Source organism: Paenibacillus sp. FSL R5-0744, assembly GCF_037972555.1.
Classification (GTDB): domain Bacteria; phylum Bacillota; class Bacilli; order Paenibacillales; family Paenibacillaceae; genus Paenibacillus_AQ.
The window spans coordinates 492,962-511,715 of record NZ_CP150228.1 but is presented as its reverse complement, the minus strand read 5'-3'; the positions used below and the strand labels follow the sequence as shown (position 1 = coordinate 511,715).

Sequence of the window (18,754 nt, the reverse complement as noted above, 5' to 3'; positions counted from 1 at the left end):
GTTAATTATAAGCTCAACCCCAGAGCTCATAGAGATGAGCTGCTGGAGGAGTTACCTTTACTAAGGATCAGCCCTTAATCGAGCCGATCATCATGCCTTTAACAAAGTAGCGTTGTAAGAAAGGATATACGAACACGATAGGAAGTGTGGTGACCACCATCGTCGCCAGCTTAATAGACTGTGACGTTACGCTTCTTGTCATGCCGCTACCTTGTGCAGCAACCATCATTTGAGTCGAGCTAGATTGTGCTACAACGCGGAACAGGTACGTCTGAATCGGCTGTAGCTCTGTATTATTGATATAGATCATACCTGTAAAATAATCATTCCATTGGAACACGCCGTGGAACAGCGCAATGGTCGCAATAACAGGCATAGACACTGGAAGCACAATTCGTAGGAAGATGGACCAATCATTAGCCCCATCAATCCGGGCCGCTTCCTCCAATCCTTCAGGAATCTCTCGGAAGAAGGTCATGAAGATAATAAGATCGAAGAAGCTAAACATCGCAGGAATGATATACACTAAGAAATTATCTAGTAACTGAAGATCTTTGATAAGCAAGAAGCTCGGGATCAACCCTCCAGCGAAGAAGAGCGTAACTGTACCCATAAACATGTAAAACTTTCCACCGATCAAGCCCTTACGAGAAAAGGCATAGGCTACCATTGCTGTGAAAAATACATGCAGGACTGTGCCGATTGCTGTTTTGGCAACGGTGATCCACATCGCCTGCATAATACCAGGGCTGTCGAACACCGCCTTGAAGTTTCCTAGACTGAACACCCGCGGCCACCAGTATATACCACCTCGCATAGCATCCGTACCTTCATTAAAGGCATTAACGAGTACGTACCAGATCGGATAAAGCGTTATGAAGCAAATACACAGCATGATGATGTTGTTGATGATATCGAATAGGGCCTCGCCCTTCGTTTTGCGCTTGAGAGCAAACATGTGTAGGTCCTCCTTATCCTAGAACAATGATGTATCGTTGATTTTTTTAGACACTTGGTTAGCTATCAGCAGCAAGATTAGAGCAATAATCGATTTTAAGAGTCCAACTGCAGCCGAATATGAGAAGCGGCCTGAGAGAATCCCTGTGTAGTACACATAATAATCGATTACATTACTTGCACTATCATTCAACGAGTTACGTAGCACCAAGATCTGATCGAAGTTGGAGCTTAGTACACCACTGACTGCAAGAATGAAGAGAATACTGATCGTCGATTTGATGGCCGGCAGCGTAACGAACCACATTTTCTGGAATCTTCCAGCACCATCAATCGTAGCAGCCTCATACATTTCAGGAGATACACCAGAGATTGCTGCTAGATATATAATCGCTGACCATCCAAGTTCCTTCCAAATATCAGATGAAATAACAATCGTCCAGAAATAGCTAGGTTCGGCCAGATAGGTAATCGGCTGATCAATGATATTTAGCGCTAACAAGATGTTATTGATAATCCCTATATCCGCAAGCCAGGTCGCTAGAATCCCGCCGAGTACAACCCATGAGAGAAAGTGAGGCAAATACGAAATCGTCTGAATCCACTTTTTGAATCTCACCGAACGGACCTCGTTTAGGAATAGTGCAAATATAATCGGCAGCGGAAAACCGATGAAGAGCTTGATCAAGCTAATGCCTAACGTATTCCTAATAACGTCAACCAAGCTTTCATCTTGTAGGAATTCTTTGAAATGAGCTAGTCCTACCCATGGAGCTTCGGAAATTGATTTGACGATGTTGAACTCTTTGAAGGCAATAATAACTCCATACATTGGAATGTAGTTAAAGATGATCATCCAGGCTACGCCTAGTAGGGCCATGGTCTGTAAATGACGCTGGGCTACAAATCTCCTCCACAGCGAGTTTCTATTTACTTTACCGGTTTCGAAATTGCCAGGAATTAACGGATTCATCGCTGGGCTTACTTCCACGCTTTTTTTGTTCTCCATCCTTTGGACCTCCAGGCTATGTATCTTTTTCTTTTTCTGAAGCGCTTACAATATCTATGTATTTATTGTATTTGCTTTTGCCTGTCTCCGTAAGGCTTTGAATTTCGGGTTATAGGTTCCATTTTTCGGGTTCAAGCTAAAACGCCTTCGGTGTCCTTTAAGGACTTTCTTATATTTGGAGAAAAAAATAAAAGGAGGGCCTAGGCCCTCCCTTATTTTCTATGCCATTATTGCTCGAATTTGCTTGATCTCTCCACGCCGCAGAGCCTCTGCCTCATCGCCACGAACGAGTGCTCCTGAAATTTCGGTCACTGTTCCATCGTGATAGACGAGCGTCATGCTCTGAATAACAACCTTCTTCTCCCCAAACGTATTCTCACATTGTGGGTTCGAATAAGTTACTTCCGTGCCACCTAGAAATGTGAAAGAGAGATTGCCTTGTTCATCAAATAGCCAGCCTGGTAGAACCGGATCCAAAGATAACGTAAGCTGTCCATCTTCTACTCTGAAAACATGGCTTCCGGCCATCATCGTTCTCCACATACTCAGGAATTCAGCAGTCGATCCACTTAGTCTTGCTACGAACCCTCTACCGTGATTATTAGGATCAGGATTGCCTCCAGTCGCAATAAAGGATGAATTTTCAAGCGTGCTGCGTCCATAGACAGCCGGATCTAGGAACGGAACTAGCGAGGTCTTCAGTTCTCCGTAGAACTCCTCATAAAGCCCGCCCTTCAACAGCTCAAGCAAATATTTGTAGGACATATGCAGGAAGTTGGACTCCCGCTCTAGCCAGCCTGGCGTAAAGGCTCTCATTCGTCCGATCTCATGAGACTCACCCTCTAGACTAACCGAAGTTTGATACATAGACGTAGTCGGATCATATAGCTCTGTTTGCTTAATCAGATTATAGATTTCTTTGGCTCGCACCGGATCTTTCAGCGTCTTCAACAGGCGAGTAGGCCCCTCAAGGAAGTATGGCAATGCATAGACCTCAAACTCCTCTACCACAGCTTTTGGCAGGCCGTATCCGCTAAGTACTGGTTGACCTTCAGCATCTGTTACCTGCTGGAATTTCTTCGCCTCAAAGCGGAAATAGGTTGGGGTAAGTCCGTTACCAAGTTCTACTGCCTTGTTGATTCCCTCGTCGATTTTGACCAAGAACTTGGAGAGGGCCTCACGAATGTATTCTAAGGTTACTTCAGACTCAGTTCCAGTAATACCGAAACGGATACGTGCTCTATAAGCCTCACGCGCCGAAGCTACAGTATCCCAATAATTAAATTGTTCCAAGTCTCCCGACAGAACCGCCGTGACCGCATGATATACCTCTTCAAGCAACTGGGCAATTTCTTCTGGCAGGTCTACAGCTCCTTGGACGTTCTCTTTGCTGTTCAGAGCATCTAACAAAAAGACTACAGTACGTTTCAGCTCAAAAGTCTCACTCATTCCGGAGCCGAACAATCCAGGCAGTCCATTCATAGCATCGTTCCAGCCCGGCTTATTGCCTTCCATTTCTACACCCATACCATAAGGATCAAGCGTAGCAAATTTATTCAAGGCAAGAGACAACATCTTCACGAACAGATTGGTGTGGTAAATGGCGCCGAGACCGCCTTCAGTACGCAGCCAATGGGTATCTCCAGCTTTCCATTTCAGCTTGTGCAGCTTCTCCTCATCCTCAAGGAGTGCACCATATTGCCGGGCCTTTCCGTCACTGATTACATATTTCTCACTGCGTGGCAGCACATACGCTGGGCTGTCATAGAACGCATAGGTGTTATCCCCAAATAGAAGCTCCTGCTTTTTGTCAGGGAAGATATCCAAGTAACCTACTACCAGATCCATATTATATGTCCAGTGATCCGACCAGAAGCCTTCGCCAAAAGCTGCCTCAATGTTTTGCTGTGACAGGGCAAGTAATCCCGACAAAAATTGTTGTTCGCTTACCTTCAAGGCAACGTTATGATCCGCAATATAGTTCACTAAGCTACCTGGTGTGAACCGAGTGCTACACAGCTTTACAAGCTCAGCTTGATGATCTGCCGCAGCTTTTCCAATCCACTCCGCAGCTTGTGCCTTACTATCCGGTTTCACTTCAAAGGTTGTTCCTTGCACGCTCAGTGGATTGTAACCATCCGCCTGAATCAAGCTATAGAACATTTTGATGTTAAAGCTACCCACCTTCGGATTAAAAAACACATCATTCCGACGATTCTGATTCATATCACGGAAGTTTCCGTTCCCCTGTGAATAATATTCTGGGGCGAGTGAGAAGAAATTGTAGTCACGCTCCAAGTCACCGTGCTTACGCGAGTATAAGTGAACTACAAAGCCATCACCACCATTGTCAAAGACAAAAGGATAGCCTCCACGCAGGAAGTTATCGAGATAGGATTGACGGCAATACGCATCAAACACAGCCGATGAAGTGTGAGTAGCAATGTCTTCCGTTAATTCCTCCGTCAGACCTGCGGCCTCTTGAGATTTAGACAGGATATATTCATCGCGGCATAACTGCTCCGCCTTCTTATTGATTTTGTCGATGTCATTTACATGTCCAACCAGAGTGTTCAGGATCAGATTGCTACCTGGCGCTAAACGTCTTGCCACTCCGCTAAAACCGCACGGAACCTTGTTGACCGGGTATTGCGGAAGCTCGCCCAGTTCGGCAAGGGTTAATCCCGCAAAGCGGTCTGGATACGTAAGCGAGGTATTGCCACCAAAGACTAGCTCGAAATCGACGATTGGCGAGACTTTTTCTCCTTCTCCAGTGAACGACAGGTAGAAATGGCCATTGGTAATTTCGCTAACCTGTGCATCATCATTGGTGCTGGAACGCAGCTTGTAGAAAGGAATACCATTCTCTAAGTTGTATACGTCCATCCAGCTGCGCAGCAGATTCCCTATTTCCTTGTATCCACTGTTCTCTACGCCGTAAGGCAATATTTCAGGCAAACCGTCCATCAGCTCTAGCTCGATCTCTTTACCGCCGATGTTCTCAATCTCTACCCGACGTACCAATGCTGCATAATCGTCATTAGGCAAATTAAAATAGTGTACGGTCGTCTTCAGACCATGTGCGGCATGGCTTTCTTCAATAGTAAGCCCATTAGGCAAAATGGTCATGAGGCGCTTTGCAGCAGGATCTGGACGTGCAGATTGAAACGGTTCATAAATCTCTTGTTCGCCTTTAATTTTGATAAAGGTTCTGAAACCGGTCGTCCCTACGTTCTTATAAGAGATATTTGCAGGAGAGAATTCCATGATCGGCGAATTCTTATCGCGTACCCCGAAGCTGCAAATGGCCTGACCCCGGTTCACATAAAAAGTCCACATCGGAATTCCCTTCAGTCCGGCAAGACCCGGTAAGAAACTGGAAAAAGGCTTTCCTTCATCAAATTGCTCCATTACAAATGTACCTGATTCGAAATAATAATTGCTCATATTTATGTCCTCCTAGGTTGTAGATTATTTATGAAATCAAATGCGTTACGATGGAATGAGGCGATAGCTCGCAGCTTGCAACCTCTTCGCCTAGACCTAGCGTTACACTGTGCACTTCTTCACTTTCATTCATCAGTACGACAGCAATACTACCGTCAGGATTACGGAATGCTGTGGTTAAGATACCTTCCGCTTCAGATGTAAATCCGATCCGTACCGCACCTGGCGCAATGAATTTACTGAAATGCCCAATGTAATAATAGGAGCTGTTATAATGCACTTCATCTGTTGTCGTATCTGCAATAATCGGCGCATCGCAGAGATTGCCTACATGGTTAGGACCTCCAGTCTCATCCAGTACCAGGTTCCAATCCAGGTATCCTTCTGTCCACGCATTGAGATCTCCAATCATGTTTCTGCCGTAACGTTCGCCAGTAAACCATTCCCCCAGCTTAACGCCGCCCTCTTGGCAGCCCTCTGTGAACAACAGATGCTTGTCAGGAAATAAATCATGTACCTTTTCTACTTTGTCGAACTCCTCGCCTCCGTACCAGTGAATACCTGTACCCCACACATACTTCGCAGCCTCAGGATCAGATAATACTGCCGAAGCACGCTCGACCATAATATCGCGGTTATGATCCCAGATTACAATGTTCACATCTGAATGGCCGGTCTGATGCATCATCGGTCCAAGATGATTTTTAACAAAATCCCGTTCCTCTTCCGCACTATAAATACATGAATCCCAGACCTGAACGGCAGCCGGCTCATTTTGCACGGAAACTGCCCAAATCGGTACTCCCTCTTTTCCATAAGCTTCAATGAATTTCGTATAGTAGCGTGCCCAAACTTCTGCGTATTCCGGCTTCAGTGATCCACCGTTATTCATTTCTCCATTTGTTTTCATCCATGCCGGAGGGCTCCAAGGAGAAGCCAGCATCGTGAATGCACCGCCTCTTACTTCCATGGCGTCTTTTATCAGCGGAAGTACCCACTTATGGTCATGTGAGATATCAAAAGTAGCTAGCTCTGTGTCATGATCAGCAACATAAGTATAATTGCCGAGGGCAAAATCACAGCTGTGAATATGAACACGCCCCATGCTATAGCCTAATCCCTCTACTGGATGGAAGTACCGATGAATAACCTCTGCTCGTTTCTTGGAGCTCAGGCGTGACAACGTATAAGCAGCAGCTTCAGTGAAAGCGCCGCCAAATCCAATCATCTTTTGAAACTCCTGCTCTGGCTTAATCTCCACATCGGCAGACCCAGATCCTACTCTTGCGCTAAAAACAATTGCATCTTTTGGAGTTAAGCGTTCCCCTGTATCTTTTGCAGTTACCACAGTTTGAACTTTTGCCATTTCATCCAGCTCCTTTGAATTGTTTTCTTACCAAAGCACTAGTCTTTACTGGATCATCTTCCGATGTTATAGATTCGGAGCAATGAGCCATCAAATCGAAACAATCGAAACCGGTTTCGATTGTTTCGAAAAAAAATGATCTTCCAAATCAATTGAAAGAGCATTTATAACAATAGGTCTATTATAGCTCCATCTCACTACATAAGATGTGCCAAATACCACTATCTCATCTCATAAGAACAATTGAAAGCTATACTGTCTTTTACTTTAGCAGGACTCTTTTCAGTTCGTCAAGATTTATCAGACTACTTTCCGCTAATCGGAGGTGCACAGGATTCCCGTTCAACCACTTCCACCGGAACTAAAATCGCTTCCTTATCTAATACTTTACCTTCAATTGAGGTTAAAAGAATGTCCGCCGCTTGGCTTCCAAGAAGCTCCGTATCCTGACGCACCGTTGTCAATGCAGGTGTAACGTACTCGGCAAGATCGATGTCATCGTAACCCATAACTGAAATATCCATCGGTACGGAAAGTCCACTATCTTTAGCGGCCATAATAGCCCCTAAGGCTAGTAAGTCACCGGAAGCAAAGACGGCGGTTGGACGTTCAGGGAGCTTAAGAAGCTCCAGCATCGCGTTATAGCCGCTTTCTCGAGAATAAAAGGCTCCGTTTACAACATAGGACTTAGGTACTTTAAACCCTCGCTGCTTCATAGCGGTCTTGTAACCCAACTCCCGCATTTTACCTGGAAATGTATTCATGCCTCCGGAAATATGGGCAATCTTGCGATGCCCCAAAGAGGCTAGATACTCCACTGCCAGCTGGGCTCCAGAAGTATTATCTGAGCATACCGTATGCGTCTCAGAAGTCTCGAAATCCATAATAACGGTAGGAATATCACTCTCAAGCAGTTCACGGAAATACGGATCCTCATAATCGGACAAGAAGACAACAACGCCGTCTACGCCACGAATCCTGCAATTCTCTAAATAACCGCTTTGCTTACCACCGACATCTTTAGAGATAAACATAAGGGCATAACCCTTTTCAACAGCAACCTTCTTAAAGCTTTCGATCACAGCGCTGAAAAAAGGATGGCGAATACCAAATCCCGTATTCTCTACGAACAGCACGCCGATGGTCCACGATTTCTTAGTGGTCAATGTACGGGCATGTGAATTTGGAAAATACCCCATTTCTTGGGCAACCCGGAATATTTCCTGACGAGTTTTCTCACGTACATCGGAATAATTATTAAACGCCTTAGAAACCGTTGTTGGAGAGTAACCGGTTCTTTTGGCAATATCGTATATCGTTGTCAAATCGGCTCGCTCCTTGCCCTGACAAATGAAATGCCTTTTGTTCACTGCAATTTTAACGTCTTTCCGTACCGCCGTCCAGCGAAAAGTAACTTTGTACAGAGGGGAGTAGTGTAACGGTCTGAATCAACAGCCCTAGACTCATATAGATCAGATGTATCATTGCAACACTATTCAGCATGTACGTCTGCACCGTTATCCAAATGATTTGCCCAAACCCGATATACAGAGACAAAGCCCAGAAGCTATATAATTGCTTGAACGGATTTAATCGTTCCACCAAGTGCCACTGAGGTCTCTTGACCAGACCATAAACAACGAGGAGGGGCAGTAATCCAAATACGATAAATAGCAGAATACCCGGGAATAAAAAATCAGAGAATGGCGATCTTTCCAGCATAGAAGTCGGCATTTTCATTAGATCCCCGCTTGGATCTATTACAAGAGCACCGCCCCCTCCTAACGCTCCAACCCCCAAAAAAATAAGAAGAATATACAGCCATGTTACTGTACCCGGCCTTCCCTTCGTTAATTCCATTTCACTTCCCCATTTCCAAATAAGAATTAGAGCAACCCTATCTAGATAACGAATCTGCCCTTTTTTCTATTTTACAAGTTTCCCCTGTTTATCACCGAGATGCATATCACAAATTTGGCTGTGTTTATGGTTTTTTTACGTACGATGTGAACAGCAGCGCTTTACGTTATACTAAGTTTAGAAGCTAACATTTCAATTAACGGAACTCATAAATGAACATCATTGAATCCAAAGCATAAACAATTTCTACGTCCTTATAAGCGAGAAACCCAAGACATAAAGTATGGTGTGGAACTTATAGTTTATATTTCAAAAACAAGGAGACAGGACATGCGTACACATGCGCTGCACCTAACATACCTATGAATGATACCGACCTTCTATCTACCAAGCAGTGTGCTTATTGCCACAAGCTAAAGCCGCTCACGGAATTTCGCAGACGTACAGGAAAACGTTCCAAGGGGCAGTCACGCCGTGGTGCCTGCCGTGAATGTCGCAAACAACGGGAAACACTAAATATAAAACTCACAGCAAACCCCTTACTGGTGAAGCTTGATACGATTCAAACCCATCAGCACACTCTATTGGAGCGTCCCAAAGAGGGAAAGCCGTCTTCCGCTGCTGCTTCTTCAGGACAATCTAATCCGAACCGACGCGTACGAGGTTTGGAACAGCGAAGAAAAAGGCCGCATGCTCAAGGCACAAAGCTAAATCCCGAAGATCCAACCCAATTGATTCCTTCTACCAAAGGGATGATTCTAATGCGCGGTCATAGCGACAAGGGACGGCGTTGGCACCAGGAGATTGATCTAGCGCTTGCAATTACCCTGGTCAGGGAACATGCCGCTATCGTTGTAAACCGTCGAACGATTCGACGATTGTATAGTAATAAGGATTTTCGCGCTTATATACTAGCCAGAGACAATTACACCTGCTACTTCTGCGGCGCTTATGGGGACACCATTGATCATTTACTACCTCGTGCTAAAGGTGGTCATACAACCCCAGATAATTGCGTCTGCGCTTGCACGTTATGTAATCAGACTAAAGCTGATAAATCTGTTGAGGATTTTATGGGCCGAATATAACAACTTAAACCAAAAAGCCCTAATTCGTAGGTTGTTCTGTTTCCGTGAACAGAACAGCCTACGAGATTAGGGTGCTTTTTAATATGGAGAAGTGTAGTTTATTTAGTTGCCTGTAATATTCTTAACTCGTCCTACCTGTCCGCTAGTCAATCTGACCTTAATGCCATGCGGATGCCGAGGCGAGTTCGTGAGAATATCTTTCACCGTACCGTGTGTTAGCTTGCCTGTAGGCTGATCCTGCTTAAGTACAATATCCACTTCAAGCCCAGGACGAATATCCGCTCTTACTTGTCCGTTCATGATGTAATCCCCTTTCATGGGTTATAATGTTGTCAACTACAATAGATAAGGATGAGAAGTTATGGCCTTCGGCATCAATAGAGAAGAATTATCCCGGTGGAAAAAAGCGGTCTCCGCAGGAGAGATCGCCTTCTTGACTCATTATTGGCTGGATCCACGCTTTCCCGGCATCACTACCGTCACCAAGGTGGGCTGTAGTGATCTTACCACACTGAAACACTGGTGCGAGGAGAACGGATTGCCTGCCCAATATATTCATAATCGTTCATCGTTTCCCCACTTTGACCTCATTGGACCTAGGCAGGCAGAAATCCTTCGACAAGAAGGTCAATGGGATCAGCTGGAACGTTTCAAACTGCTCTAAATACAAATTGTGATTTGAGACGTATTAATTACTTCTTTTTGCGTAAATCCTGCATGATTTTACGGCCGGTAGGTGTCTGTGCTAAACCGCCCCCTGCAGTCTCGCGGTGTTTCTCTGGCATAGCTGAGCCTACCTCGAGCATGACCTTGATAACTTCATCTGAAGGAATCACACTACGAACACCAGCCAGTGCCATATCTGCGGCGGCAAGTGCAGTAACTGCACCGAATCCGTTTCTAACAATACAAGGAATCTCAACAAGTCCGCCAACCGGATCACAAATCAGGCCTAAAGTGTTCTTAAGTGCTAACCCGACAGCATGCACTGCTTGTGCAGGCGTTCCGCCGCGTAGCTCGGTTAACGCGCCTGCTGCCATCCCAATGGCAGAACCTACCTCAGCTTGACAGCCGCCTTCCGCACCCGATACAAAGGAGTTATTGGCGATGACATAACCGATGGCCCCGGCTGCGAACAATCCGGATACCATGTAGTCATCATCCCAGCCAAACCGTTCCTGACAGCTGAGAAATACACCCGGAATAATCCCGCATGAACCAGCAGTAGGCGTCGCAATGATCCGGCCCATAGAAGCATTCACTTCGGATACAGCCAGCGCGTAAGCCATAGCTTGACCTGCAGGTCCACCTAGGCATGGCTCATCAGCCGCGTTGTATGCTCCTACACGCTGGGCATCCATGCCTGTAAGGCCGCTGCGCGAAGTTGTATCTTCATGCATCCCGCGATGAACAGCCTCTTTCATCACGCCATAATATTCACGCATCGTGGAAAATTCATGATCACTGGAACGTCCAGATTCCGCACTTTGCTCTTCGAGCATAAGTGCTCCAATCGTGAGACCACGTTCCTCACACAATACAGCCAGCTCGCTAAGTGTTTGAAAATTCATGTTAAACTTTCCTTCCCCTTCTCATCTTGCTTACCTTCGTTTAAATTAACCAGCTTCACGGATTTCACAGCAGTGAGCGCTTTAAGCGCTTCAAGAAGCTCCGGTGTAGCCGCTTCATCCAGCTCCAGCACCGTTAAGGCTGCACCACTACGATTCTTACGATCGAGAGACATATGCCCTATATTAAACTGTCCGTTACGCATCACTTCCGTAACACTTGCCAGAACACCTAAATAATCCATATGATTAATCAGAACCGTCGGATAGATCCCCGTAAGCTTCACTCCAAAACCGTCGATATCAACAATCTCGATGTTTCCGCCACCAATAGATGTCCCTGTTAGCGTCAGTTCGCTTCCTGTTTCTTGTCCGATGAGATGCAGCTTAACGGTGTTTGGATGTGGGAACAGACCTGTTCCTTGCTTAAAAGAAACTTCCATCCCGGCTTCGACCGCCAGTTCTAGGGAATCTGGAAGCCGATGATCGTCGGTAGTGAAATCAAGTAGCCCTCCAACAATCGCTCGATCTGTGCCATGTCCCTGATATGTCGCTGCAAAAGAACCAAAAAACGTTACTTCGGCCACACGCGGAACTTCACCCAACACCTGCCTTGCAGCCCTCCCGATCCGTGCCGCCCCAGCGGTATGTGAGCTTGAAGGACCGACCATCGCCGGACCAATAATTGAAAATACATCCTTAAAACGCATAAAAGACCTCCTGCCTGCAAGAATAGGCAATTATCGTACTCCTATATAGTATACTGCACTAGCAGTCGGAGTTCACCGTGACATTTGCTGTGATATCCAAATGCCTGACTTTGCGTATTCAAAGGCTAGTATTTCTATTTCATGTCCTGAGTATCACAAGATATCCTGGGAGCACAGCATAATTCCACCTCTATACTGCCAGTCCATCCCTTCCCAGAACCCTCTTCCATGTTCATTGGTTTCAATAACCATCAGGTGGCACTTGGCAATACCGGCTGCGCGGAGATTCTCAAGACAAGATCATACTTGTTCCCTCGCTCGAACAGAATGACATAAAGCATGAAGAGCGCTCCGAGGAAGCTTTTCCAGCTCCAGCAGCGCTTCGTAAGGATCGCCCTCTAATCCCATAGCTTTCGCAAAGGCAGGCTCTGTCTTCCATCCGCTTGATTTTAAAAGAATGATCCGTTCGCGAAAATCATCATCCATCTGAGCTATAATTTCAGCTTCAACGATCATATGCAAATAACCATTCTGGAGCTCCGTTCGCCTCGGCTGTCCAAACAGTTCGATAGGCCAGCCCTTTACCATAAAGTTAATTTTCGTTCGAGGAATGCCTTGAACCACTCGTGATTCGCTAACAAACCCCTCCATGGCTCCAAAATATCGAACAACTTGCGCCTTAAACTTCACAGGATCATAAACCTCACAAATGATATCCAAATCGCTGCCCTCTACTTGAATTCCAAGCGGTATTGTCCCAACCAACAAAGGGGTGTAGTCTGTTAGCAAATTCATAATCTCCAGCTCTGTAAGAAGATTATAGACCTCTTTCTGAACCACGGTTCCATGAATCAAATAATCGACATTTCGCCAATCATTCATTTTGGACAAGCGCCTCCTCCGACTTGGGTTTATAAAAGCATATGTATGTATTGATGACAGCGCACGCTTTTCTGGGCGCATGCATAGAAATATACGGAAGGTAGAACGCAAGGAGGTTATTTCAAAAAAATGAATCCCATCTACCCCTATTATGGGGAGCGGACAGTATGTAAAGAGCAGCCTATTGCTTTTCCTCCACAGCATCAAGATCGTCAGCCGGGCCTGGAGAGTCTGATGAATCCTCGTCCCATCAGTGAAAACCCGGAAATTATCGGCAGTGGAAAACTGAAGGGAAAGGTTGCACTCATCACCGGAGGCGACAGCGGAATTGGTAAAGCCGCAGCCATTGCTTTTGCAAAAGAAGGTGCAGACATTGCTATAGCTTATTTATACGAAGCCTCAGATGCGGAAGTCACTCAAAAGCGGATCGAAGAATTAGGGCAACGTTGTCTAAGGATTGAAGTTGATTTACGCCGTAAGGAGAATTGCTTCAGGGCTGTGGAGCATACGATCCGCACCTTCGGCAAGCTGGACATTCTGGTCAATAATCACGGGGTCCAATATCCACAAAAAAGTATTTTGGATATAACAGAAGAGCAATTGTACCAGACGTTCCAGACGAATATCTTTTCATTCTTTTACCTCACTCAGGCCGCACTTCCACATCTTAAAAAAGGTGCATCCATCATTAATACCGCTTCCATTACTGCCTATCAAGGAAATAAAGAGCTCATAGATTATTCCTCCACCAAAGGGGCGGTGGTCTCTTTTACCCGCTCTTTAGCCTTATCTCTCGTAGACGCTGGCGTCCGAGTCAACAGTGTAGCTCCCGGTCCGGTATGGACCCCACTGATTCCCTCAAGCTACTCTGCAGAGGAAGTTAGTATCTTTGGTACAGATACACCCTTTAAACGTGCTGCACAGCCTTATGAGCTAGCAGGAGCATATCTATTTTTAGCGGGCCCTGATTCTTCATATGTTACCGGGACATGTATACATGTCAACGGTGGAGATATGGTCACCAGCTGATACACAACACACCACGAGAGGAATGTATACCTATGAATAAGATGCCCGATTATGATATTCCTTCAGTCCGTTTAACAAGCGGAATGTATGCCTTAACAAAATTAGCCTGCGCAGGGCTAACGTACGTCCTTATCTCTTTACTTATGCTTGGGTTTCCACAACATAACGGCATACCAGAGGGTTGGCCACTTTCGATCCCCTATGCGATTTACGCTTATGGACTACCAGCCGCACTAGTAGCCGATGTTCTGCTGCGCCTCCTGCGTTCCACTTCCCACATCGTTTCCCTTGTTGTATACGTAGCCGCAGGTTTCGGTGCAGGTCTATGGCTGGCAGCAGAACAAGGTGCAGAACTACTGCTGTGGGGCTTGGCTGGAATTTTGGGACTGTTGCTGCTACGAGTGACGCAACTGGGTGTAGAGCGTTCCCCTCTGTTACTGCCTGTGTTTGCACTATTTCTTCCGCTGCTCTGCTTGCTGCTGCTATAAGCTACACTCAGAGTGCTTCTATGATATCACCGGCAATGATAGCCGCTGGATTATTCCGCTGACGGGCGGCTCTCTCCCCTGCTAATCCGTGTAGATATACACCAAAAGCTGTTGCCTGCGCCTCATTCAGTCCCTGAGCCAGCAGGCTGGAAATGATGCCCGTTAGCACATCACCGGCTCCACCAGTACCCATGCCGGGATGGCCTGTGGTGTTTACATAAGCTTGCCCTTCAGGCGTTGCTATAACCGTATGTGCTCCTTTTAATACAAGGGTAACCCCATGCTCTTTCGCATATCCCATAGCCAGACTGATGCGGTCCCGTTGCACCTCAGCTGTTGTTATACTAGCAAGACGGGCCATCTCACCTGGATGAGGCGTCAGAATCACCGGATGGCGTCTACTTGCCCAGCTCTTGTAATCAGCTTCAGCTAATATATTTAAAGCATCCGCATCGATCACCAGAGGACAATCCGTCTCTTCCCAGAGATTGCGAAGCCATTCTGTATCAGCCTCGAACCGACCAAGACCGGGACCAATGGCAAGAACATCTCGCTCTTTACTTAGCCTCAGCAGCTCTGAAACGCTCCCTGCTTGCCAGGTTCCATCTTCATTGCCCCCAACATCGGCTAACATGAGCTCAGGGGCAGAACCGATGATACAGGGCAGCAGCTTCTGAGGAAGCGCCCATGTCACTAATCCGCAGCCTGCCCGGAGCGCAGCACGGGCAGAGAGCAGTCCGGCGCCGCTCATTCTTAAGGTGCCGGCTGCAAGAAGGACATGCCCATAAGTACCCTTATGGCCTTCAGGCGAACGCCGGCGGGCCAGATCTACGCCCAGATGGGCATGCAGCACTTCCGGTGTCAGCAGGTGAACCTGCACACCGCTTTCAGGGGCCAAAGAAGACGGAATGCCGATGGCCCGGACCTTCACATGCCCCGCTGCGCCTGCACCGGGGTATTGCAGGAGACCTCGCTTGAGAAACGCGAGGCAAACCGTCACCGACGCATGAATGCAAGGCTCATGCGTTTCACCGGTGTCCGCGTTCAGACCACTCGGGATGTCCGCGGACACGATCACTTTGCCGCTGCTATTCGCTGCGGCAATCAGCTCCGCATAGGCACCGCGAGGGGCTCCCGCGGCGCCGGTGCCGAGCAGCGCATCCAAGATGCCGCTGCACTCGGCAAAGTCCAGCCGATCCCTGCCGTATACCACGGCAGGAAGGCCCATAGCTGCAGCCGCATCGCGCTGCAGGGCGGCCTCGCCGGAGAGCGACTCCGGCGGCACCGCATAAACGAGCGTGACGGCGATGCCGGTCTCGCGAAGATACCGTGCGGCGGCGAGGCCATCGCCGCCGTTGTTGCCTTTGCCGACGAGGATGAACCATCGCTCGGTGGCGGCATTGTCCAAGGTCAGCGCATGATCTGCGCTGACCTGAAATGCATCCTTCCCAGCGTCTTCCCATCCGGCTGCATTTCTGCAGCCCTCTCCACCTCTCCGCCGGCACAGCGCAACGATCTCCTCTGCGATCACTCTTCCCGCATTCTCCATCAGCGCAATAGCTGGAATCCCCAGCCGCTGGATTGTTTCTCCGTCCAGCCGCCGCATTTGCTCAGCAGTTACCAGATACATGGTTCGGCCCCTTTCCGCTACACTTCAATCCACAACTAGCTTGATATCAATAAGCTACAGTAAATCTCGTCCGGCTAAAATTCCCTTCCTCCAGCTCGTCCACCATAGCTACAGCAAAATCCTCAACACTGATAATACTTTCGCCGTTCTCATCAAAAACGAGACGGTCGAGTCCAATGCGAAATTGACCTGTACGTCGACCGGAATGAACTACCGCAGCAGGACTGGCATACGTATAATCCAGTTCTGTGTTTTTGTAAATTTCATAAGCTTCCGCATGTGCCTCTGCCAGTGGTCTAATCTGAGCAGGAAAATCTGCCGTATCCATCAACAGCTCTCCTGATTCAGTCTTCAAACTCCCTGCACCACCCACAACTAACAGTCGATTTAGCCCAGCTTCTTGTATTCCCTCTACAATTGCCTTAGCTGCTGTTATCAAATCCTTCTCTTGGCCGAGTGCTGGACCGTATGCACTGATTACCTCTTCATGTCCACGGACTGCAGCTGCGACTGAAGCAGGATCTAGAACATCTACAGTCGTGATGTGCAGACGTTCATGTTCAAGGGTTACTGATTCTGGAGTCCGTACCGCAGCTGTTACCTCATGTTTTCTTTTTAAAGCCTCCTGTACAATCGCCTTTCCAATCGTTCCTGATGCACCCAATACTACAACATCCATCTGTTTTTTCCTCACTTTTTCCGGGTAAGACCAGCGTGCGGCCTTCCTGCTTATTTATATTTTTCAATACTCGTCTCAATAGCCTTTCCCTTACAACCTTTAATCATTATTTATCCCCTGCGGTCCATTTGAAATCAAATCGCATCCGTTAACTTCCAAACGAAAAACCCCTTCACCAATACAAGGGGCACTCTCTACTAAGTAGCATGTCCTCACATTAAGGACGTAAAAACATTCCCTGAGAACGTGGCATGACCGATTCAAAGCCATATTGTGCATACAATTTAGAGGCTTCCCCATCCGCGATTAGACTGACATAAGCCTTGTCCGGTACAGTATGAAGAAAATCCCTGATTTCCCCCATGATCAATTTTCCTAAACCGCGACCCTGATAAGAAGGCTTCACTGCGATATCCGTAACCTGAAAAAAGCATCCCCCATCGCCAATCACCCTGCCCATCCCGACCAAGGTATCTTCCTCATACAAGGTTACTGCAAAAATAGAACGAGGCAGCCCTATCGCAGCCCCTTCTTCGCTCATTGCACTCAGACCGGCCTCTTTTCTCAGTGCTAAATACTGTTCCACTGAAGGACATTCATGACGTATATCCAGCTTTCCTGTTGTCCCCATACCTTTCTCCTCCTAGCATCCTACAATAAAATAGAATTAGCGCCGTTCAGCATTGCTGTTCCAACTATATACGACTCAATGGTGCACAGGCAAGACTTGCCGTAGTTCGGGCAATGCATACCACTCTTTCCATATTGAACATACAACAGTTTCTCAGAAAAGAGGAACGTCTGGCGAACATAAAAAAGCCGCCTAACACATAGGGTAGGCAGCTTTTGATACTCACCGATTCTCATTATTATAAAGTCTTATTCCTTTCTCAATTACCACAAGAACAAGTCGTTCCCCTTTAACTTAAAAATAGCTTCCATAAAATAATAATCGCCATAAATGATTGAAACATAAATGTCTTTATGATGATACGCTGCTGAACCGCCCATTAAAAGATGATCGGAATCGGTCGTCCAGTCGCAGCGAGTAGCGTCCACTGTTTTCAGGAGCTTCAGCGCGGCGTTCAGGTAGACCTCCTTTTCGTGCTCGCCAACAACTTGGGCGATCTCGATCAGTCCGCAAGCTGCAATCACCGCTGCCGTAGTATCTTCGTAAGCGGGCTCCTTCGGTTGCCGGAAATCGATCGGAATTACCCCGTTATCCGGAATATTAGCCATAAAATAATGCGCCACCCGTTTGGCCGCCTGCAAATACTCCGGCTTTCCCGTATGCGTATAACTGATCATAAAGCCGTATAAAGCCCAGGTCTGCCCACGTGTCCAGGACGAGCCATCCTCGTAGCCTTGGCCGCCGTAAGTTCGGACCACGCCTCCATGGAACGGATCAAACTCCACGATATGATTCACGGACCCGTCCGGCCTGATAAAAGCTTCTAGAGCGGTGTCCGCATGCCTCATTGCGATATGCGCATATCGCGGATCTTTAGTCTCTTCGCTCGCCCAATAGAGAAGCGGTAGATTCATCATGCAGTCCACGATCGCCCACCCTCTTGTATCTTCGCTGGCCGTATCATCGTTCCAAGCGCGGATAAATCCGCCTGACAGATTAAATCGTCCAGCAAGTAAGTTGGCGGCGTGCATTGCCCTCTTACGAGATTCCGGATTTCCGGTAACTTTATAATTGGCCAAGCTCGTAGGCAACCACATAAATCCGACATCATGATGCAGACCGTAGAATTGATGGAAGCAGGCATCCAATGCATCCTCCGTAAAATTGGCGATTTCCTTGTACTTTTGAGCGCCGGTTTCATGGTACATGAGCCACATCATACCGCCCCAAAATCCATTCGTCCACCAGTTGATATCTTTTTCGATCTGATTATCGTGCGTGCCATTTCTTGTCGTGTATGGAATTTTGTTTCTTGATCGTTCACATACGACGTCCATTTTGTCCGTTAGTTTAGCTATGACATTATCTACCCAAATTTGATCATCAGCCTGAAGGTTCAACAATCTGCTC

18 protein-coding genes are annotated in these 18,754 nt (G+C 47.0%); 4 read left to right on the top strand and 14 right to left on the bottom strand.

Annotation, left to right across the window (positions count from 1 at the left end; translation table 11 throughout):
- Positions 1–67: 67 nt before the first annotated feature.
- From MKY19_RS02310 to MKY19_RS02285, 6 genes are all read right to left on the bottom strand, one after another.
- A complete protein-coding gene (locus MKY19_RS02310; RefSeq protein ID WP_339244503.1) occupies positions 68–958 on the bottom strand; it encodes a carbohydrate ABC transporter permease in 891 nt (296 codons plus the stop codon).
- An 18-nt stretch (positions 959–976) separates the two neighbouring features.
- On the bottom strand, positions 977–1,966 hold the full coding sequence (locus MKY19_RS02305) for an ABC transporter permease subunit (protein WP_081389681.1): 990 nt from the start codon (positions 1,964–1,966) through the stop codon (positions 977–979).
- A 219-nt stretch (positions 1,967–2,185) separates the two neighbouring features.
- Positions 2,186–5,413: a cellobiose phosphorylase gene (locus tag MKY19_RS02300; protein WP_339799995.1), complete on the bottom strand. Its 3,228-nt coding sequence runs from the start codon at positions 5,411–5,413 to the stop codon at positions 2,186–2,188.
- Between the two features lie 28 nt (positions 5,414–5,441).
- On the bottom strand, positions 5,442–6,779 hold the full coding sequence (locus MKY19_RS02295; protein WP_339799993.1) for a glycoside hydrolase family 30 protein: 1,338 nt from the start codon (positions 6,777–6,779) through the stop codon (positions 5,442–5,444).
- A 305-nt stretch (positions 6,780–7,084) separates the two neighbouring features.
- Positions 7,085–8,104 carry a LacI family DNA-binding transcriptional regulator gene (locus MKY19_RS02290; RefSeq protein WP_339799991.1) on the bottom strand — a complete coding sequence of 340 codons (1,020 nt, stop codon included), beginning with the start codon at positions 8,102–8,104 and terminating at the stop codon, positions 7,085–7,087.
- A 52-nt stretch (positions 8,105–8,156) separates the two neighbouring features.
- Positions 8,157–8,639, bottom strand: coding sequence for a hypothetical protein (locus tag MKY19_RS02285; protein ID WP_339268436.1), 483 nt, complete (start codon positions 8,637–8,639; stop codon positions 8,157–8,159).
- Between the two features lie 362 nt (positions 8,640–9,001).
- On the opposite strand from MKY19_RS02285, the gene MKY19_RS02280 reads away from it, so the two are divergent.
- Positions 9,002–9,727, top strand: coding sequence for an HNH endonuclease signature motif containing protein (locus MKY19_RS02280; RefSeq protein ID WP_339799988.1), 726 nt, complete (start codon positions 9,002–9,004; stop codon positions 9,725–9,727).
- A 102-nt stretch (positions 9,728–9,829) separates the two neighbouring features.
- Here MKY19_RS02280 and MKY19_RS02275 read toward each other — a convergent pair whose 3' ends face one another.
- Positions 9,830–10,027, bottom strand: a complete 198-nt coding sequence (locus MKY19_RS02275; protein ID WP_042184438.1) for a YwbE family protein — start codon at positions 10,025–10,027, stop codon at positions 9,830–9,832.
- A 61-nt stretch (positions 10,028–10,088) separates the two neighbouring features.
- Here MKY19_RS02275 and MKY19_RS02270 point away from each other — a divergent pair, with 61 nt between their 5' ends.
- The gene (locus MKY19_RS02270) at positions 10,089–10,391 is read left to right on the top strand and encodes a hypothetical protein (RefSeq protein WP_042184436.1); all 303 of its coding nucleotides are present in this window, start codon (positions 10,089–10,091) and stop codon (positions 10,389–10,391) included.
- A gap of 28 nt (positions 10,392–10,419) precedes the next feature.
- Here the strand turns inward: MKY19_RS02270 and sdaAA are convergent, their stop codons facing one another.
- The 3 genes from sdaAA to MKY19_RS02255 form a co-directional block, all read right to left on the bottom strand.
- Positions 10,420–11,298 (bottom strand): L-serine ammonia-lyase, iron-sulfur-dependent, subunit alpha, encoded by an 879-nt coding sequence (gene sdaAA, locus MKY19_RS02265; protein ID WP_042184434.1) that lies wholly within the window; start codon positions 11,296–11,298, stop codon positions 10,420–10,422.
- Entirely contained in the window at positions 11,295–12,005 is a 711-nt protein-coding gene (sdaAB, locus tag MKY19_RS02260) for an L-serine ammonia-lyase, iron-sulfur-dependent subunit beta (RefSeq protein WP_042184432.1), read from the bottom strand. The genes sdaAA and sdaAB overlap by 4 nt, the downstream gene beginning before the upstream one ends.
- A 300-nt stretch (positions 12,006–12,305) precedes the next feature.
- Positions 12,306–12,887 carry a DUF4269 domain-containing protein gene (locus MKY19_RS02255; protein ID WP_339799985.1) on the bottom strand — a complete coding sequence of 194 codons (582 nt, stop codon included), beginning with the start codon at positions 12,885–12,887 and terminating at the stop codon, positions 12,306–12,308.
- Positions 12,888–13,016: 129 nt separating this feature from the next.
- Between MKY19_RS02255 and MKY19_RS02250 the strand changes: the two genes are divergently transcribed.
- Positions 13,017–13,916: an SDR family oxidoreductase gene (locus tag MKY19_RS02250; protein WP_339799983.1), complete on the top strand. Its 900-nt coding sequence runs from the start codon at positions 13,017–13,019 to the stop codon at positions 13,914–13,916.
- Positions 13,917–13,948: 32 nt separating this feature from the next.
- Positions 13,949–14,404, top strand: a complete 456-nt coding sequence (locus MKY19_RS02245) for a hypothetical protein (protein WP_094874201.1) — start codon at positions 13,949–13,951, stop codon at positions 14,402–14,404.
- A gap of 7 nt (positions 14,405–14,411) precedes the next feature.
- Here the strand turns inward: MKY19_RS02245 and MKY19_RS02240 are convergent, their stop codons facing one another.
- The 4 genes from MKY19_RS02240 to MKY19_RS02225 all read right to left on the bottom strand — a co-directional run bounded on the left by MKY19_RS02240 (position 14,412) and on the right by MKY19_RS02225 (position 18,681).
- Positions 14,412–16,034, bottom strand: coding sequence for an NAD(P)H-hydrate dehydratase (locus MKY19_RS02240; RefSeq protein ID WP_339799981.1), 1,623 nt, complete (start codon positions 16,032–16,034; stop codon positions 14,412–14,414).
- A 46-nt stretch (positions 16,035–16,080) separates the two neighbouring features.
- Positions 16,081–16,713 (bottom strand): NAD(P)H-binding protein, encoded by a 633-nt coding sequence (locus MKY19_RS02235; RefSeq protein ID WP_339268425.1) that lies wholly within the window; start codon positions 16,711–16,713, stop codon positions 16,081–16,083.
- Positions 16,714–16,930: 217 nt separating this feature from the next.
- The gene (locus MKY19_RS02230) at positions 16,931–17,344 is read right to left on the bottom strand and encodes a GNAT family N-acetyltransferase (protein WP_339268423.1); all 414 of its coding nucleotides are present in this window, start codon (positions 17,342–17,344) and stop codon (positions 16,931–16,933) included.
- Positions 17,345–17,607: 263 nt separating this feature from the next.
- The gene (locus MKY19_RS02225) at positions 17,608–18,681 is read right to left on the bottom strand and encodes a glycoside hydrolase family 88 protein (RefSeq protein ID WP_339804124.1); all 1,074 of its coding nucleotides are present in this window, start codon (positions 18,679–18,681) and stop codon (positions 17,608–17,610) included.
- Between the last annotated feature and the right edge of the window lie 73 nt (positions 18,682–18,754).

What these genes read in the sequence shown, in the direction of transcription:
- MKY19_RS02250 (WP_339799983.1), top strand. Translation starts at nt 13,017, where the DNA reads ATGAATCCCATCTACCCCTATTATGGGGAGCGGACAGTATGTAAAGAG.
- sdaAB (WP_042184432.1), bottom strand. Translation starts at nt 12,005, where the DNA reads ATGCGTTTTAAGGATGTATTTTCAATTATTGGTCCGGCGATGGTCGGT.
- sdaAA (WP_042184434.1), bottom strand. Translation starts at nt 11,298, where the DNA reads ATGAATTTTCAAACACTTAGCGAGCTGGCTGTATTGTGTGAGGAACGT.
- MKY19_RS02230 (WP_339268423.1), bottom strand. Translation starts at nt 17,344, where the DNA reads ATGGGGACAACAGGAAAGCTGGATATACGTCATGAATGTCCTTCAGTG.
- MKY19_RS02305 (WP_081389681.1), bottom strand. Translation starts at nt 1,966, where the DNA reads ATGGAGAACAAAAAAAGCGTGGAAGTAAGCCCAGCGATGAATCCGTTA.
- MKY19_RS02245 (WP_094874201.1), top strand. Translation starts at nt 13,949, where the DNA reads ATGAATAAGATGCCCGATTATGATATTCCTTCAGTCCGTTTAACAAGC.
- MKY19_RS02300 (WP_339799995.1), bottom strand. Translation starts at nt 5,413, where the DNA reads ATGAGCAATTATTATTTCGAATCAGGTACATTTGTAATGGAGCAATTT.
- MKY19_RS02225 (WP_339804124.1), bottom strand. Translation starts at nt 18,681, where the DNA reads ATGGACGTCGTATGTGAACGATCAAGAAACAAAATTCCATACACGACA.
- MKY19_RS02240 (WP_339799981.1), bottom strand. Translation starts at nt 16,034, where the DNA reads ATGTATCTGGTAACTGCTGAGCAAATGCGGCGGCTGGACGGAGAAACA.
- MKY19_RS02295 (WP_339799993.1), bottom strand. Translation starts at nt 6,779, where the DNA reads ATGGCAAAAGTTCAAACTGTGGTAACTGCAAAAGATACAGGGGAACGC.
- MKY19_RS02285 (WP_339268436.1), bottom strand. Translation starts at nt 8,639, where the DNA reads ATGGAATTAACGAAGGGAAGGCCGGGTACAGTAACATGGCTGTATATT.
- MKY19_RS02310 (WP_339244503.1), bottom strand. Translation starts at nt 958, where the DNA reads ATGTTTGCTCTCAAGCGCAAAACGAAGGGCGAGGCCCTATTCGATATC.
- MKY19_RS02275 (WP_042184438.1), bottom strand. Translation starts at nt 10,027, where the DNA reads ATGAACGGACAAGTAAGAGCGGATATTCGTCCTGGGCTTGAAGTGGAT.
- MKY19_RS02270 (WP_042184436.1), top strand. Translation starts at nt 10,089, where the DNA reads ATGGCCTTCGGCATCAATAGAGAAGAATTATCCCGGTGGAAAAAAGCG.
- MKY19_RS02280 (WP_339799988.1), top strand. Translation starts at nt 9,002, where the DNA reads ATGAATGATACCGACCTTCTATCTACCAAGCAGTGTGCTTATTGCCAC.
- MKY19_RS02235 (WP_339268425.1), bottom strand. Translation starts at nt 16,713, where the DNA reads ATGGATGTTGTAGTATTGGGTGCATCAGGAACGATTGGAAAGGCGATT.
- MKY19_RS02255 (WP_339799985.1), bottom strand. Translation starts at nt 12,887, where the DNA reads ATGAATGATTGGCGAAATGTCGATTATTTGATTCATGGAACCGTGGTT.